The sequence below is a fragment of the Phycicoccus jejuensis genome (assembly GCF_044797865.1).
In the GTDB taxonomy this organism is placed as follows: domain Bacteria; phylum Actinomycetota; class Actinomycetes; order Actinomycetales; family Dermatophilaceae; genus Phycicoccus; species Phycicoccus jejuensis.
Genome location: NZ_CP085209.1, coordinates 3,916,454 through 3,932,513, shown reverse-complemented (window position 1 = coordinate 3,932,513; position 16,060 = coordinate 3,916,454). Strand labels below are relative to the sequence as shown.

Sequence of the window (16,060 nt, the reverse complement as noted above, 5' to 3'; positions counted from 1 at the left end):
CCCTAGGCTCGTCCCGATGACCGCGAACCCGCCCCTCGCCGACGCCGACCTCGTCGGGCGCCTGCGCGACGACCTCACCGCGACCGGCTTCACCGTCGGCGGCGTGACCGCCCTCCTCGGCCCGATGGCGGCCGCGGCGCTCGACCGCGAGCAGGCGCTGCCCGCCCGCCGCGCGACGGCCGACTCCGAGGACCCGCGCGCCGTCCTCGTGCGCCTCTTCACGCTCGGCGACCCCGTCGACGCCGCCGAGGTGGCCACGGCCCTGCCGACCCTCGGCGTGGAGGGCGCGGTCGCCCTCGGGCTCGTGGCGCCGGAGGGGGACGCCCTCGTGGCGCTCTGCGACCTGCGTCCCTACGCCGCCGACGGGCGCGAGCGCTGGGTGGCCTCCGACCTCGGCGAGCTCGCGCTCGGCCGGCCCCTCGAGCCCGACCACGTCCTCGGCATCGGCGGCGCCTCCGCGACCCTCGCGGCGTGGACGCCTCGGCCGCACGTCGAGCGTGCGCTCGACCTCGGCACGGGGTGCGGGGTGCAGGCCCTTCACCTCGAGGACCACGCGGACGAGGTGGTCGTCACCGACCTGTCCGAGCGGGCCCTCGGCTACGCCCGGTTCAACGCGCTCCTCGACGGCGCCGAGTGGGACGTGCGCGCCGGCTCGATGCTGGCCCCGGTCGACGGCGAGCGCTTCGGCCTCGTCGTGAGCAACCCGCCGTTCGTCATCACGCCGCGCTCGGGCGCGGTCCCGCTCTTCGAGTACCGCGACGGCGGGGCCTCCGGCGACGACGTCGTCCGCGACCTCGTCCGCTCCGTGGGCGAGCACCTGGAGCCGGGCGGCATCGCCCAGCTGCTCGGCAACTGGGAGGTGCCGCGGGGCGCCCACTGGCGCACCCGGGTCGAGGAGTGGCTCGAGGGGACGGGCCTGGACGCGTGGGTCGTCCAGCGCGAGGTGCAGGACCCGGCCGAGTACGCCGAGACGTGGTCGCGCGACGGTGGGCACCACCCCGGCACGGCCGACTTCAACGCGATGTACGCGGCGTGGCTCGACGACTTCGCGGCCCGCGACGTCGAGTCCATCGGCTTCGGGGTCATCACGCTGCAGCGGCCGAGGACCGACCGCGCGCCCTTCCGCGACCTCGTCGAGGTCGGCTGGCCGGTCGCCACGCCGATGGGCCCGACGGTCCTCGCCGGCCTCGACGCCCGGACCTGGCTCGCCGAGCACGACGACGACGCGCTCCTCGACGTCGCCTGGCGGTGCGCCGCCGACGTCGACGTCGAGACCCACCGCACGCCGGGGGAGGAGGACGCGCTGCTCGTCCTCCTGCGGCAGGGCGGCGGGCTGCGTCGCCAGCTGACCCTGTCGACGGTGACCGCCGCGCTGGTCTCGGTGTGCGACGGCGAGCTCACCGCGCGGCAGGCCGCCGCGGCCATCGGCGGCCTGCTCGGGGCCGACGACGAGGCCGTGCGGGCCGAGGTGACCCGCTTCCTCCGGGACGCGGTCAAGGACGGGCTGCTCGTCGAGACCCGCTGACCTGCGGGTCCTGCGAGTGTGACGCAGGCCACAGCGGCACGCCGGGCCGGGGTGGGCCGCGCCTGTCCACCTCCGGACAGGATGAACCCGCTGCGGTCGGAACCCCCCTGCACGGGAACGTGTTCCCGCCCGACGCGCGGCTCCTCGGCCCCGCCCTCCACCCCTGCCCGGAGGGCGGGGTCCGCCGTGTCCGGGAAAACTGCTTGTGAGTGAGTGCTCACTCACTTACGATGGCTGCTCGTGACCCCTCGCGCCCCCGCCATGAGCCCCGAGGACCGCCGCTCGGCGATCGTCGAGGTGACGATCCCGCTCCTGCGCGAGCACGGCCCGGCGCTGACGACGAAGCAGGTCGCCGAGGCCGCCGGCATCGCCGAGGGCACCGTCTTCCGGGCCTTCGGCACCAAGGAGGAGCTCGTCGGGGCCTGTGCCGCAGCCGTCTTCGACACCACCGCGGCGGTGGCGCGCCTGCGGGGCATCGACCCCGGGCTCACCCTCGACGAGCGCCTGGCCGCCGGGGTCGCCGTGATGCACGCGCACCTCGAGCGGGCCATCGGGCTGATGGCCACCCTCCACTCGGCTGCGGTGCCGCCGCAGCGCCCGCCGGACGGGCCGCCGAAGCGCCGCTCGATGAGCGACCCGGCCGTCGACGCCGCGTTCGTCGACCTCATCGGCCCGGACGCCGGCTCCCTGCGGTTCGACCCCTCGACCGTCGTCAACATCCTCGCCCACCTGACGCTCTCGAGCGCCCACCCGATGTTCCCCGTCCGGTCGATGACGCCGGCCGAGATCGTCTCCGTCGTCCTCGACGGCACCCGCCACCACACCGACCGAGAGGCCCGCTGATGCTCGTCCGCCTCGTCCGCACGCACCTGCGCCCCTACGCCGGTCCGCTCGTGCTGCTGCTCCTCCTCCAGCTGGCCGGCACGCTGGCCTCCCTCTACCTGCCGAGCCTCAACGGGCGCATCATCGACGAGGGAGTCGCGGTGGGGGACACCGGGTTCATCCTCAACGCGGGGATGCTCATGCTCGGTGTCTCACTGCTCCAGGTCGTCGCGACGATCGCCGCGACCCGGATTGCCGCCCTCACCGCGGCGTCGATGGGCCGCGACGTGCGGGCGGCGGTGTTCAGCCGGGTCGGGTCGTTCTCCGCGCGCGAGGTCTCGCGGTTCGGTGCGCCGACCCTCATCAGCCGCTCGACGAACGACGTCACGCAGGTGCAGCAGGTCGTCTACATGGGGCTGGCCATCATGGTCTCGGCGCCGATCATGATGGTCGGCGGCGTCGTCATGGCGCTACGCGAGGACATCGGGCTCTCGTGGCTCGTCGCCGTCGCGGTCCCGCTGCTCGGGGCCTCGGTCGGCCTCGTCATCAGCCGGATGATCCCCCACTTCCGCGCGATGCAGAAGGCCGTCGACACGGTCAACCGGATCCTGCGCGAGCAGATCACCGGCATCCGCGTCGTGCGCGCCTTCGTCCGCGAGGACGTCGAGCGGCAGCGCTTCGCCGACGCCAACGACACCTATACGGGCACCGCGCTCGCGGTCGGCCGGCTCATGGCCCTGGCCTTCCCCATCGTCATGGTCGTCTTCAACGCCTCGACCGTCGCCGTGCTGTGGTTCGGGGCGATGCGGATCGACTCCGGCGCCATGCAGATCGGCGCCCTGACCGCCTTCATGTCCTACCTGATCCAGATCCTCATGTCGGTGATGATGGCGACCTTCATGTCGATGATGATCCCGCGGGCCACCGTCTCGGCCGGGCGCATCGTCGAGGTGCTCGACACCCGCTCCTCCGTCCACCCGTCGGAGCAGCCGGTCGCCCTCCCGGACGGCTCGGTCGCCGTCGAGCTGCGTGCCGCGACCTTCGCCTACCCCGGCGCCGACGCGCCGGTCCTGCGTGAGGTGTCGTTCACCGCGCGGCCGGGCACGACGACGGCCGTCATCGGCTCGACGGGCTCGGGCAAGACGACGCTCGTGGGCCTCGTCCCGCGCCTGCACGACGTCTCCGAGGGGGCGGTGCTCGTCGGCGGGGTCGACGTGCGCGACGCCGCGCCCGAGGACCTGTGGTCGCGGGTCGGGCTCGTGCCGCAGCGGCCCTACCTGTTCAGCGGGACGGTCGCGAGCAACCTGCGCCACGGCGACCCGGACGCGACGGACGAGGAGCTGTGGGAGGCCCTGCGCATCGCGCAGGCCGAGGACTTCGTGCGGGCGATGCCGCAGGGCCTCGAGACGCCCATCGCGCAGGGCGGCACCAACGTCAGCGGCGGCCAGCGCCAGCGGCTGGCCATCGCCCGGGCCCTGGTCCGGCGCCCGGCCGTCTACCTCTTCGACGACGCGTTCTCGGCGCTCGACGTCGCCACCGACGCGCGGCTGCGTGCGGCCCTGCGGCCGGTCACCCGCGACGCGACCGTCGTGGTCGTGGCGCAGCGCGTCTCGAGCATCCGCCACGCCGACCAGGTCGTCGTCCTCGAGGACGGCGCGGTGGTCGGGGTCGGCACCCACGACGAGCTCGTCGCGTCGTGCCCCACGTACGTCGAGATCGTCGAGAGCCAGCAGGCGATGGAGGAGGTCGCATGAGCGAGCTGAAGAACGAGGAGGAGAAGGCGGCCGAGGCCCGGCGCGGTCCCGCGGGGGCCCGCCGCGGCGGCCCGCCGCACGCCCAGCTCGGCATGCCGACCGAGAAGTCGCAGAACTTCGGGCCGTCGGCCAAGCGCGTCCTCGGCCTGCTGCGACCGGAGCGCCCGGTCGTCGTCGGGGCGCTCGTCCTGGCCCTCGGCTCGGTCGTGCTCAACGCGGTCGGCCCGAAGATCCTCGGCCGGGCGACCGACCTGATCTTCGCCGGTGTCTTCAGCCGACAGATCCCGGCCGGGGTCACGCAGGAGCAGGCCGTCGAGGGGCTCCGACAGCGCGGGCAGGGCACCGTCGCCGACGTGCTCGCCGCCATGGACGACGTCGTGCCCGGGCAGGGCATCGACTTCGGCGCGGTCGGGCGCGTGCTGCTGCTCGTCCTCGGCATCTACGTCGTCGCCGCGGTGCTCCAGCTCGTCCAGGGACGGCTGCTCGTCAGCGCGGTCAACCGCACCGTCTACCGGCTGCGCGAGGCGGTGGAGGACAAGCTCAACCGGCTCCCGCTGCCGTACTTCGACGCCCAGCCGCGCGGCGAGCTGCTGAGCCGGGTCACCAACGACATCGACAACGTCGCGCAGAGCCTCCAGCAGACCCTCAGCCAGCTCGTCACCTCGCTCCTCACCGTCGTCGCGATGATCGCGATGATGGTCTACATCTCGCCGCTGCTCGCGGTCATCGCCCTCGTGACGATCCCGGTGACGATGGTCGTCACGGCGGCCATCGGCAAGCGGTCGCAGGGGCACTTCGTCCAGCAGTGGAAGAGCACCGGCGAGGTCAACGCCGTCGTCGAGGAGACCTTCACCGGGCACGAGCTCGTCAAGGTCTTCGGCCGGCAGGCCGAGGCCGACCGCGAGTTCGCCGTGTCCAACGACGCGCTGCACCACGCGAGCTTCCGCGCGCAGTTCATCAGCGGCGTCATCATGCCGACGCTCATGTTCATCGGGAACCTCAACTACGTCGCGATTGCCGTCGTCGGCGGCCTGCGAGTCGCGAGCGGCACGATGAGCCTCGGTGACGTGCAGGCGTTCATCCAGTACTCGCGCCAGTTCACGCAGCCGCTGACCCAGGTGGCGTCGATGGCGAACCTCATGCAGAGCGGGGTCGCCTCCGCCGAGCGGGTGTTCGAGGTCCTCGACGCCCCCGAGCAGGAGCCCGACTCCGGGACGCCCGCCCGCATCGACGACCCCCGCGGCCGCGTGGCCTTCGAGGACGTGTCGTTCTCGTACTCGCCGGACGAGCCGCTCATCGAGCACCTCGACCTCCTCGTGGAGCCCGGGCAGACCGTCGCCATCGTCGGCCCGACCGGCGCCGGCAAGACGACGCTGGTCAATCTCGTGATGCGCTTCTACGAGCTCGACGGCGGGCGGATCACCCTCGACGGCAGGGACATCCGCGAGCTGACCCGTCACGACCTGCGCTCGCGCACCGGCATGGTCCTGCAGGACACCTGGCTCTTCGCCGGCACGATCCGCGACAACATCGCCTACGGGCGGCCCGGTGCCACCGAGGGCGAGATCCTCGAGGCCGCCCGCGCCACGTACGTCGACCGCTTCGTGCACTCGCTGCCGGACGGCTACGACACCGTGCTCAACGCCGAGGCCGACAACATCAGCGCCGGTGAGCGGCAGCTCATCACGATCGCCCGTGCGTTCCTCGCCGACCCGTCGCTGCTCATCCTCGACGAGGCCACGAGCTCGGTCGACACCCGCACCGAGCTGCTCGTCCAGCACGCGATGGCGGCGCTGCGCAGCGACCGCACGAGCTTCGTCATCGCGCACCGGCTCTCGACGATCCGGGACGCCGACCTCATCCTCGTCATGGAGGCCGGACGCATCGTCGAGCGCGGCTCGCACGCCGAGCTGCTCGCCGCCGGCGGCGCGTTCGCCCGGCTGCACGCCGCCCAGTTCGAGGGCGCCGTCGGCGACCTCGAGGAGGCCTCGGTCAGCCCCTGAGGACCGGCGAGACCCGCCCGAGCTCGTCGGCGAGCAGCCGGCGGGTGGCCGTGGACCACGTCGCGCTCATGTGGCTGTTGTCGCTGTAGACGACCGTCGTGCCGACGACGACCGGGCAGGTGCTGCGCGTGCAGAACCACGCGGTGGGGTCGACGGTGCTCGCGCCGGCCTTCTTGGCCGCACGCAGGGTGGCCGCGCGGCGCGTCGGGTCGCTGAGGGCCTCGTCCCGGGGGACGGCGCACGCCCTGGCGTCGTCGAGGTGGGCGGCGAGGCACTCGGGCACGTCGCGGCGGGGGTAGGGCGTGTCGGCGAGGACCGTCACCCCGATGCCCTGCGCGCGCAGGCCGCCGACCGTCGTCTCCACGCCGTCGGCCCAGCGGCCGGTGAACCCGGGGTCGGGCTTCTCGGAGCCGGTGAAGGCGCTGAGCAGCACCTGGTCCGGCTTCTCCGCGGCGATGCGGGCGAGCACCTCGTCGCGCCAGGCGTAGCACTCGCGGTAGTCCCGCTTGAGCGGGGTGTTGACGAGCCGGACGTCGTAGAGCGGGCAGCCGGACTTGGTCATCGAGACGACGCGCCAGCGCCGCTGCACCGCCACGGCCTCGAGCGCGGGCAGCCACTGGTAGGCGTGGCTGTCGCCCACGAGGACGACGGTGGTGTCGGCGGTCGGGTCGCCGAAGACGCAGGTGCCGGCGGGGTCGCGGGCGATGCTCGTGTCGAGCAGGTCGACCATGCACGAGATGCCGTCGCCGGTCGTCGGGGAGGGGGTGTCCTGCGGGACGTCGGCCAGCGCCGGCGAGAGGTTGGCGGGGAGGGCACGCGTCGTCGTCGCGTCCCCGACCGCCGTCACGACCTGCGCGGGGTCGACGGGGACCTCGCGCAGGTGCCGGTGACGACCGTCCTCGTCCTCGCGGTGCTCGTGCCGCTCTCGACGGCTCCCGCCCAGACCTTCTTCGCGTGGCTCAACGCGACGCCCGCCCTGCGCCGCCGGCCGCTGTGGTTCGTGGGCTACCTCCTCGCGGGGATGTTCTTCTACACCGAGTTCCGCAACGCGGTCGCCCGGGTCGCGCACGTCCGCGAGCTGACCGGCGCCCACGACTGGATCGTCACCCCACGCTCGGGGCGGGCCCTCGCGGCACCGGCGGCCCGGCGCGCGGCGTGACCCGGGGCCCCACCCGCTGACCCCGCGAAACCGCCGGTCACCCGGCCCCCGCACGCCCCCGCGCAGGCGTTAGCGTGGCGGGCGGCGTCGGGCCCGGCGTCACCCTCGACGTGGAGCTGGTGGTGGTCGTGGTCGCTGCAGGAGCACAGGCGTTGGTCCAGGGGGTGCCGGCGGCGCTGCCCGCTGCGGACACCCTCATCGACGCGAGCCCGGTGGACTACCTCATCCTCGTCGTCTACTTCGTCTTCGTCCTCGGCATCGGCCTCATCGCGCGGCGGTCGGTGTCGGACTCGGTCGACTTCTTCCTCTCCGGGCGCTCCCTGCCGGCCTGGGTGACCGGCCTGGCGTTCATCTCCGCCAACCTCGGCGCCGTCGAGATCATGGGCATGAGCGCCAACGGCGCCCAGTTCGGCATCTCGACCGTCCACTACTTCTGGGTCGGCGCCATCCCGGCGATGCTCTTCCTCGGCATCGTGATGATGCCCTTCTACTACGGCTCCAAGGTCCGCTCGGTGCCGGAGTTCATGCTCCGCCGGTTCGACAAGCGCGCACACCTGGTCAACGCGGTCTCCTTCGCCGTGGCCCAGCTGCTCATCGCGGGCGTCAACCTCTACCTGCTCGGCTCCATCGTCCACGCCCTCCTCGGCTGGCCGCTGTGGATCGCCCTGGCCGTCGCCGCGGCCATCGTCCTCTCGTACATCACCCTCGGTGGTCTCTCGGCGGCGATCTACAACGAGGTGCTCCAGTTCTTCGTCATCGTCGCGAGCCTCCTCCCGCTCGTGCTCATCGGCCTGCACCGGGTCGGCGGCTACGGGGGGCTCAAGGACAAGATCACCGAGATGGCGGCCAACGCACCGGCCGAGGCCGCGGTGCCCCCCGCCGACCAGCAGCTCAGCTCCTGGCCCGGTCAGGCGCTCACCGGGTTCGACAGCCCGGTGCTGTCGGTCATCGGGATCGTCTTCGGCCTCGGCTTCGTCCTCTCCTTCGGCTACTGGACGACCAACTTCGTCGAGGTCCAGCGCGCCATGGCCTCGGACTCCATCGCGGCGGCCCGCAAGACGCCGGTCATCGGGGCCTTCCCGAAGATGTTCGTCCCGTTCCTCACGATCTTCCCGGGGATGATCGCCGCGGTCCTGGTCCCCGAGATCGTCGAGCTGAAGAACGGGGGCAGCCCGCCCGGCGGGGCCTCGGGCCAGGGGGTCGCCTACAACGACTCGCTGCTCTACCTCATGCGCGACGTGCTGCCCAACGGCCTGCTCGGGCTGGCCCTCACCGGCCTGCTCGCGGCGTTCATGGCCGGCATGGCGGCCAACATCTCGGCGTTCAACACGGTCTTCAGCTACGACCTGTGGGAGAACTACATCCGCAAGGACCGGTCCGACGACTACTACCTGAGGATCGGGCGCCTGGCCACGATCGGTGCGACCGTCGTCGCCATCTTCACGGCGCTCATCGCGAGCTCGTTCAGCAACATCATGAACTACCTCCAGACCCTCTTCGGCTTCTTCAACGCGCCGCTGTTCGCGACCTTCATCCTCGGGATGTTCTGGAAGCGGATGACCCCGGCCGCCGGGTGGAGCGGGCTGGTCTCGGGAACGCTCTCCGCCGTGGTCGTCGCGTTCCTCAGCGAGGACGCGTTCGGGTCGGCCTCGCTCGGGGTGCTCCCCCTCTCCGGCCAGGGCGCGGCGTTCGTGGCCGCCTCCACGGCCTTCGTCGTCGACATCGCGGTGTCGGTGGCGGTCACCATGGTGACGCAGCCGAAACCGGCCGAGCAGCTCGTCGGGCTCGTGTACTCCGAGACCCCGGTGGAGAGCCGCACCGACCCGAACGAGGCGTCCTACCCCTGGTACCGCCGCACCGTGCCGCTCGCCGGCGTGGCGCTCGGCATGGTCATCGTCCTCAACATCCTCTTCTGAGCGGGAGTCGTCATGGCAGAGAAGCACACGGCCGGAGCCTTCGACATCCGCAACGTCATCGGTGGCCTCCTCGCGATCTACGGCGTGATCCTCACGGCCATGGGGATCTTCGCCGACCCCGAGACCGACAAGACGGGCGGGCCGAACGCCAACCTCTGGGCGGGTCTCGCCCTGCTCGTCGTCGGGCTCGGGTTCGTCGCCTGGTCCCGGCTGCGGCCGGTGGTGGTCCCGGAGGACGTGGAGCCCGTCACCGACGACCCCACCCGTCCGGCGCCCAAGAAGCGCCCGCGCGCCGGGCACTGAGCCGTGGGTGGCGCGACGAGGGTCGGTGACGTGCCGGCCCACCTGGCCGTCCCCGCGGGCGAGGGCCCGTGGCCGGGGCTCGTGCTCGTCCACGAGGCCTTCGGGCTCGACGGGAACATGCGCGTCCTGGCGGACCGGATGGCCGGGGCGGGGTTCCTCACCCTGGCCCCCGACCTCTTCTCGCGCGGGCGCCGCTCGGCGTGCCTCCGGGCGACCTTCACGGCGCTGCGGCGCGGCCACGGGCCGGCGTTCGACGACGTCGAGGCCGCCCGCGCGCAGCTGGTCGGTGACGAGCGCTGCACCGGCCGGGTCGGCGTCATCGGCTTCTGCATGGGCGGGGCCTTCGCGCTCGCCCTCGCGCCGCGCCCCGGGTGGGCCGCCGCGTCGGTCAACTACGGGATGCTCCCGAGCACGCCGGACGCCCTCGACGGTGCCTGCCCGGTCGTCGCGAGCTACGGCGGCCGCGACCGCAGCCTGAGCGGCGCCGCCGAGAGGCTCGAGGTGGCCCTGGCGGCCCGCGGGGTGCCGCACGACGTCCGCGAGTACCCGGGCGCGGGGCACTCCTTCCTCAACCCCACCGACTCGGCGCCGTGGTGGATGGCCCCGGTGACGCGCCTGGTCCTGCACGCGGGGCCCGACCCCGTCGCGGCCTCCGACGCCTGGGAGCGCATCGACGCCTTCCTCGCCGAGCACCTCGGCGCCCCGGCGCGCTAGACGACGCGGCCCCGGTCCACCCAGCGGGGAAGGAGGCCGTCCGGGTCCTCGACGACGCCGCCGCGGTTCCACAGGGCCAGGTGCAGGTCGACCGCCGGACCGGCCAGCGACGCCGCGCCGTCCGGCGCCCCGACGCCGGGCGTGAGCCGTCCGGTGGTCGTGGCGTCGGTGCCCACGCCGACGAGCCACCGGTCGCCGGTGTCCGCGGCCGAGACGAGCGCCTCGTACGGGTCGCCCTCCGCGCGAGGGCCCCTGCCGCGCCGCGGCCAGAAGCCGACGAGGAGCTCGTCGACCGCGTCGGCCGCCACCGCGGGGGTCCACCAGGCGTCGGCCGCCGTCGGTGCCCGCCCCTCGCGGGCGGCGAGCACGTCGAGCGCGTGCACCGCGGTCTCGTGGTGCTGACGCCGGGCCCAGAACAGGCGGGCCGGCGGCGCCTCGCGCAGGAAGGTGAAGGCCTCCAGGTCGTCCGGCGCGTCGTCGAGCGTCGCCAGCAGCTCGTCGGCGCCCGCGCGCAGCCAGGCCGTTACGTCCGGTGCGGCGCGCCCCTCCGGCTCGAGGTCCGGGATGTCGACCGTGCGCGGGTCGCCGCCGCGCAGCATGGCCGTCGCCCACCGGTGCACGGCGCCCTGGTGCACCAGCAGGTCACCGACGGTCCAGTCGGGGCAGGTGGGGACGGCGGCTCCCGGGTCCGTCTCGCCCGCCCACCGCACGAGGCGGTCGGTGGCCTCGGCGAGCCCGGCGAGGTGGGTGTCGAGGTCGACGGCGGCGGTCATCGCGCCAGTGTGCCGCTGCGCCGGGCACCGGCGCGAGGGGGCGTCCGGCTCAGGCGAACTGCCAGGAGCGCTTGCTCAGGCCGAACCAGAACCCGTCGATGACGCTCGTCCCGGCGGTGTCGCCGTGGACCGACGCCGCACCGAGCGCGACGTAGAGCGGGGCCCAGTGCTCGGTGCGCGGGTGGGCCTCGCGGGCCGCGGGGGCCTTGGCGAGGAAGTCGAGGACGGCGTCGACGTCACCGGCCGCGACCGTCTCGGCGGCCCAGTGGTCGAACTCCGCGGACGGCGTGGGTGGCGCCGCGTCGGACCCGGCGCGCGGGTCGAACCAGCCGAGGTTGTGCGTCGTGAAGCCCGACCCGACGATGAGCACGTTCTCGTCGCGCAACGGGGCGAGGCGCCGGCCGAGGTCGAAGAGGCGGTGCGGGTCGAGGGTCGGCATCGAGAGCTGGACGACCGGCACGTCGGCGTCGGGGTACATCTCCTTGAGCGGGACGTACGCGCCGTGGTCGAGGCCGCGGGTCGGGTCCTGGTGCAGCGTCTCGCCGGCCGGGGCGAGCAGCCGGGCCACGGACCGGGCGACCTCGGGCGCGCCCGGGGCGTCGTAGGTGACGTCGTAGTAGCGCTGCGGGAAGCCCCAGAAGTCGTAGGTGAGCGGCACGTCGCCGCTCGTGGCCGACACCGAGACGGGCGCCTGCTCCCAGTGGGCCGAGACCATGAGGACGGCGTCCGGGCGGGGGAGGTCCGACGACCAGCCGGCCAGCTGCGAGGTCCACAGGGCGTCGTCCGCCAGGGGCGGGGCGCCGTGGCTGAGGTAGAGCACGGGCGGGCGGCTCGACGCGGTGGTGTCGGTCATGGCGGTCTCCTCGGACAAGTTGTTGAACATTCAACCACATGCCGCCCGCCGGTGTTCCCTACTCCGCGTCGTGGACGAGGATCGCGACCTGCGTGCGGTTCTCGAGCCCGAGCTTGGTGAGGATGCGCCCGACGTGCGCCTTGACGGTCGCGACGCTCAGGTGCAGGGCGCCGCCGATCTCGAGGTTGGTCTGCCCGCGCCCGAGAGCGAGCGCGACCTCCCGCTCCCGCTCCGTGAGGGCCGAGAGCGCCCGTCGGGCCACGGCGCGCCGGCGCTCCACGACGTCCCCGCCGTCGCGCCCGGCGACCGCCGCGATGAGCGCGGTCGTCGCGCGTGGCGAGAGGGTCGGCTCGCCCGCCGCCACCGCGTGCACGGCCTCGACGAGGCGGGCCGGCGGCGTGTCCTTGAGGAGGAAGCCGTGCGCGCCGACCCGCAGCGCCCGCAGCACCATCTCGTCGGCGTCGAAGGTCGTGAGGACGAGCACCTTCGGGGCGTCGGGCAGTGCGAGCAGGTCGCCCGTCGCGGCGATGCCGTCGCGCCGCGGCATCCGGATGTCCATGAGGACGACGTCGGGACGCGTGCGGCGCACGAGGTCCGCGGCGTCGGCGCCGTCCGCCGCCTCGCCGACCAGCTCGAGGGCCGGGTCGCCACCGAGGATCATCGTGAGGCCGGCGCGCACCAGCGGGTCGTCGTCGACGAGGGCGACCCGGACGGTGGCGGTGCTCATGCCGCCCACGGTAGCGAGGCCCGCACGACGAACCGGCCGTCCTCCGGCCCGTGCCGCAGCACCCCGCCGAGCAGGTCGACGCGCTCGTGGAGGCCGAGCAGCCCGAGCCCGGCCCCGGGCAGCGCCGCCCCGGCGCCCAGCGGCACGGGGTTGCTGACGACGACCTCGACCGCGCGCCCCGCCCGCCCCTCGACCGAGACGGTGACCGGGCACCCGGGGGCGTGCTTGCGCGCGTTGGTCAGCGCCTCCTGCACGAGCCGGTAGACCGTCCGGCCGGTCGTCGCCGGGACCTCGTCCTCGGTCCGGTCCTCGAAGGTGAGGCGGGTCCCGGCGGCCCGGGCCTCGGCGACGAGGTCGGGCAGGTCGGTGAGCCCCGGCTGCGGCCGTTCCGGCGCGAGGGTGGCGTCGACGGCGTCGGCGCGCAGCACCCCGAGGACGTCGCGCAGGTCGCGCAGCGCCAGGTGTGCGTTCTCCTCGATGGTGCGCGCGGCCTCCGCCTGCTGCTCGGGCGCCAGGTCGGTCCGGTAGGTCAGCGCACCCGCGTGCATCGCGACGAGACTGATGCGGTGGGCGAGGACGTCGTGCATCTCGCGGGCGATGCGGGTCCGCTCGGCGGACCGGGCCGCCGCGACGCGGGCGTGCTGCTCCCGCTCGCTCGTCTCGGCCCGGTCCCGGAGGGTGACGAGGTGGTCGCGGTCGGTGCCCACGGACCACCCGACGGCGAGCACGACCGCGACGAAGAGGGACACGACCAGCGCGGCGGCCCAGAGGGGCAGCGGGCTCGGTTCCGGGTACACGGCCTCGAAGACGAGCGCGGCCACGACCGTGGTGCCGCCGACGAGGAGCAGCTCGCGAGGGCGGCGCCGGGTGGCGAGCGAGCAGAGGGCCAGCGTCGCCGGCCCGAAGGCCATCGGCGAGACGGCGGTCAGCGCGGCCGTCGCGAGCGCGACCGGCAGCGGCAGCCGACGCCGCGCGACGACGACGAGGACGACGAGGAGCAGGCAGAGCACGGGGTCGCCGACGAGCACCCAGACGGTCAGTGGGTGCTCCTCGAACCCGGCGTCCTCGAGCGACTCGAGCGTGAGGACCCAGAGGGTGAGGCTCGCCAGCAGGACGACGACGACGCGCCACGCGTGGCCCCACCAGGAGAGGCGGGGGACGGGCGTCGCAGGAGGCATCCGGCCACTCTAGGAGCGGCCGGACGGTCGCCGCGTCGGCCGGAGGTCCACCCCGGCCCGCCACGGATGTAGACCGAGGTCTACCCCGGAGCAGACCGCCGGGCGATGCGGCGCACCCCGGCCCGCGCCGAGGCTGGAGCCATGATCAGAGTCGAGAACCTCACCAAGCGCTACGGCCGCGTCACGGCCGTCGACGGCGTCACCTTCGAGGTCCGGGCGGGGTCGGTCACCGGCTTCCTCGGCCCCAACGGCGCCGGCAAGTCCACCGTCATGCGGATGCTCACCGGCCTCACCCCGCCGACGAGCGGGCGCGCCACCGTCCTCGGTCGCGACTACCGCGACCTCGTCGACCCGGGCTCCCGCGTCGGCGTCATGCTCGACGCGTCGGCCCAGCACCCCGGCCGCACCGGGCGCGAGGCGCTCGTCCTCGCCGCGCTGACGATCGGCGTCCCGCGCAGCCGCGTCGACGACGTCCTGCGGCTCGTCGGGCTGAGCGACGACGAGGCCGGGCGGCGCGTGCGCACCTACTCCCTCGGGATGCGCCAGCGCCTCGGCCTCGCCGGGGCCTTCCTCGGCGAGCCGGAGGTGCTCGTCCTCGACGAGCCCGCCAACGGCCTCGACCCCCAGGGCATCCACTGGATGCGCACCCTGCTGCGCGGCTTCGCCGACCGCGGGGGCGCGGTGCTGCTCTCCTCGCACCTGCTCCACGAGGTGCAGGCCGTCGCCGACGACGTCGTCGTCATCGGCCGCGGCCGGGTCGTCGCCAGCGGTGCGGTCGCCGAGCTCGTCGCCGGCGAGGGCACCCGCGTCTCCTCCGAGGACGACGCCGCGCTCGCCGCGGCCCTCGAGGCCGCCGGGCACGACGCGACCCGAACGCCCGAGGGGGTGGTCGTCGACGTCGAGCCCGCCGTGGTGGGCCGCACGGCGCTCGCCGCGGGGGTGGTCGTCACCGACCTGCGCCCGCACGGCGCCCAGGGCCTCGAGGAGCTCTTCCTGCGGCTGACCGCCGACGACGCGCGGGAGGTGGCGGCGTGAGCACCGTGACCCGCACCCCCGAGGCGCCGTCGCGTGCCGCGTCCCCGGCGCCGGGCCGCACCGGGCGGCCCGGGGTCCCGCTCGCGCGGCTCGTCCGCGTCGAGGTCCGCAAGCTCGTCGACACCCGGGCCGGCCGCTGGCTGCTCGGTGTGACCGCCGGGATCGCCGTCGCCCTCGTCGTCGCGTTCCTCGTCTGGGGCTCGGCGAAGGACTCGGGCTACGCGGGCCTGCTCGGGCTGGCCGCGCTGCCCCTGTCGGTCCTCCTGCCGGTCCTCGGCATCATGGCGGCCACGGCCGAGTGGTCGCAGCGCACCGGGCTCGTGACCTTCGCCCTCGAGCCGCACCGCGGCCGGGTCGTGGCGGCCAAGGCGCTCGCGTCCGTCGTCCTCGGCCTCGTCGTCCTCGCGACGACGGCGGCCGCGGTGGCGCTGGCCCGGCTCGTCGGCTCGTTCGTCCGGGACGGGGCCACGGAGTGGCGCGTGCCCGGTGCGCTCGCCCTCGGGCTTGCGCTCGCGCTCCTGGTCTTCCTCGTGCAGGGTGTCGGGTTCGGGCTGCTCTTCCTCAACACCCCGCTGGCCATCGCCGCGTCGTTCGTCCTGCCGGTGGCCCAGAGCATCGTCGGCGGGCTCACCGAGGGGGCGCAGCGGGTGACCGCGTGGGTCGACCTTTCGCTCGTCACCGAGCCGCTCATGGCCGGGACGATGCAGGGCGAGGACTGGGCGCACCTGGGCACCTCGGTCCTCGTCTGGGTGGTCCTGCCGTTCGCCGTCGGCACCTGGCGGGTGACCCACAAGGAGATCGCCTGAGAGGTCGGCGCGGGTCGCGTCGCGGGTTTCCGCGAAACGACCCGCGCCGCCCCCGTCGGGTGCCCTAGCGTGAGGGGTACCGGTCGGGCTTGTAGGGGGCCCGGCCTCGCCGAAAGAGCACCTCGTGACCGACCAGCTGCAGCGTCCCGCGCCGTCCACGACCACCGAGCACGTCACGAGGGGCCTCGCGCTGGCCCTCGTCGCGGTCACGTCCTCGTCCGCCGCCGCGGTGACGCTGCGGGGGCTGCCGTCCGTCGTGCCGCTCGTCGCGGTCCTCGTCGCCGTCGCGGCCTGCGTGGCCTACACGCTCGGCGCCGGCACCGCCCCCCGCCGGGGGATCTCCGCGCTGCTCGTGGTCGTCGCCGCCGGGCTCTGGGCCCTGGGCTGGGCGACCGCCGGCACCAGCCCCGTCCAGACGCTCGTCATCGGCCTCGTCGCCGCCGCGGCCGTCCTCGCGCAGCTGCACCGCAGCCACCGCTGACGCCTCACCGG

The 16,060-nt window shown here is 74.3% G+C and carries 16 protein-coding genes; 11 read left to right on the top strand and 5 right to left on the bottom strand.

Translation table 11 applies throughout. The features are described from left to right. Nucleotides 1-16 precede the first annotated feature (16 nt). The 4 genes from LG324_RS18715 to LG324_RS18700 all read left to right on the top strand — a co-directional run bounded on the left by LG324_RS18715 (nt 17) and on the right by LG324_RS18700 (nt 6,104). Complete coding sequence (locus LG324_RS18715; RefSeq protein ID WP_404350361.1) at nt 17-1,525, top strand: methyltransferase; 1,509 nt, start codon at nt 17-19, stop codon at nt 1,523-1,525. A 240-nt stretch (nt 1,526-1,765) separates the two neighbouring features. Continuing rightward, entirely contained in the window at nt 1,766-2,368 is a 603-nt protein-coding gene (locus LG324_RS18710; RefSeq protein ID WP_207022415.1) for a TetR/AcrR family transcriptional regulator, read from the top strand. Further along, nucleotides 2,368-4,101: an ABC transporter ATP-binding protein gene (locus LG324_RS18705; RefSeq protein ID WP_404350359.1), complete on the top strand. Its 1,734-nt coding sequence runs from the start codon at nt 2,368-2,370 to the stop codon at nt 4,099-4,101. Before LG324_RS18710 ends, LG324_RS18705 begins: the two co-directional genes overlap by 1 nt. Further along, a complete protein-coding gene (locus LG324_RS18700) occupies nt 4,098-6,104 on the top strand; it encodes an ABC transporter ATP-binding protein (protein WP_404350357.1) in 2,007 nt (668 codons plus the stop codon). The genes LG324_RS18705 and LG324_RS18700 overlap by 4 nt, the downstream gene beginning before the upstream one ends. Here the strand turns inward: LG324_RS18700 and LG324_RS18695 are convergent. After that, nucleotides 6,094-6,951, bottom strand: coding sequence for an SGNH hydrolase domain-containing protein (locus LG324_RS18695; protein ID WP_404350355.1), 858 nt, complete (start codon nt 6,949-6,951; stop codon nt 6,094-6,096). The genes LG324_RS18700 and LG324_RS18695 overlap by 11 nt on opposite strands. 39 nt (nt 6,952-6,990) lie before the next feature. Between LG324_RS18695 and LG324_RS18690 the strand changes: the two genes are divergently transcribed. From LG324_RS18690 to LG324_RS18675, 4 genes are all read left to right on the top strand, one after another. Then, nucleotides 6,991-7,263 (top strand): hypothetical protein, encoded by a 273-nt coding sequence (locus LG324_RS18690; RefSeq protein ID WP_157577281.1) that lies wholly within the window; start codon nt 6,991-6,993, stop codon nt 7,261-7,263. A 164-nt stretch (nt 7,264-7,427) separates the two neighbouring features. Further along, nucleotides 7,428-9,179: a sodium:solute symporter family protein gene (locus LG324_RS18685; RefSeq protein ID WP_404353164.1), complete on the top strand. Its 1,752-nt coding sequence runs from the start codon at nt 7,428-7,430 to the stop codon at nt 9,177-9,179. A gap of 12 nt (nt 9,180-9,191) precedes the next feature. Then, complete coding sequence (locus LG324_RS18680) at nt 9,192-9,482, top strand: hypothetical protein (RefSeq protein WP_051750061.1); 291 nt, start codon at nt 9,192-9,194, stop codon at nt 9,480-9,482. A gap of 30 nt (nt 9,483-9,512) precedes the next feature. After that, nucleotides 9,513-10,196, top strand: a complete 684-nt coding sequence (locus tag LG324_RS18675) for a dienelactone hydrolase family protein (RefSeq protein ID WP_242525723.1) — start codon at nt 9,513-9,515, stop codon at nt 10,194-10,196. On the opposite strand, the gene LG324_RS18670 is transcribed toward LG324_RS18675, so the two are convergent. Genes LG324_RS18670 through LG324_RS18655 form a run of 4 tightly spaced genes read right to left on the bottom strand, consistent with a single transcriptional unit; the run spans nt 10,193 to nt 13,727 of the window. Further along, nucleotides 10,193-10,969, bottom strand: coding sequence for a maleylpyruvate isomerase family mycothiol-dependent enzyme (locus LG324_RS18670; protein WP_084696525.1), 777 nt, complete (start codon nt 10,967-10,969; stop codon nt 10,193-10,195). The genes LG324_RS18675 and LG324_RS18670 overlap by 4 nt on opposite strands. Nucleotides 10,970-11,018: 49 nt before the next feature. After that, nucleotides 11,019-11,822, bottom strand: coding sequence for a dioxygenase (locus tag LG324_RS18665; RefSeq protein WP_030526572.1), 804 nt, complete (start codon nt 11,820-11,822; stop codon nt 11,019-11,021). A 58-nt stretch (nt 11,823-11,880) separates the two neighbouring features. Then, the gene (locus tag LG324_RS18660) at nt 11,881-12,549 is read right to left on the bottom strand and encodes a response regulator (protein WP_404350352.1); all 669 of its coding nucleotides are present in this window, start codon (nt 12,547-12,549) and stop codon (nt 11,881-11,883) included. Next, nucleotides 12,546-13,727 carry a sensor histidine kinase gene (locus LG324_RS18655; protein WP_404350350.1) on the bottom strand — a complete coding sequence of 394 codons (1,182 nt, stop codon included), beginning with the start codon at nt 13,725-13,727 and terminating at the stop codon, nt 12,546-12,548. The genes LG324_RS18660 and LG324_RS18655 overlap by 4 nt, the downstream gene beginning before the upstream one ends. Before the next feature lie 141 nt (nt 13,728-13,868). Between LG324_RS18655 and LG324_RS18650 the strand changes: the two genes are divergently transcribed. The 3 genes from LG324_RS18650 to LG324_RS18640 all read left to right on the top strand — a co-directional run bounded on the left by LG324_RS18650 (nt 13,869) and on the right by LG324_RS18640 (nt 16,049). Beyond that, the gene (locus LG324_RS18650; protein ID WP_030526575.1) at nt 13,869-14,762 is read left to right on the top strand and encodes an ATP-binding cassette domain-containing protein; all 894 of its coding nucleotides are present in this window, start codon (nt 13,869-13,871) and stop codon (nt 14,760-14,762) included. Beyond that, nucleotides 14,759-15,568, top strand: coding sequence for an ABC transporter permease (locus tag LG324_RS18645; RefSeq protein ID WP_404350347.1), 810 nt, complete (start codon nt 14,759-14,761; stop codon nt 15,566-15,568). Before LG324_RS18650 ends, LG324_RS18645 begins: the two co-directional genes overlap by 4 nt. A gap of 124 nt (nt 15,569-15,692) precedes the next feature. Then, nucleotides 15,693-16,049 carry a hypothetical protein gene (locus tag LG324_RS18640; RefSeq protein WP_030526577.1) on the top strand — a complete coding sequence of 119 codons (357 nt, stop codon included), beginning with the start codon at nt 15,693-15,695 and terminating at the stop codon, nt 16,047-16,049. Nucleotides 16,050-16,060: the final 11 nt, after the last annotated feature.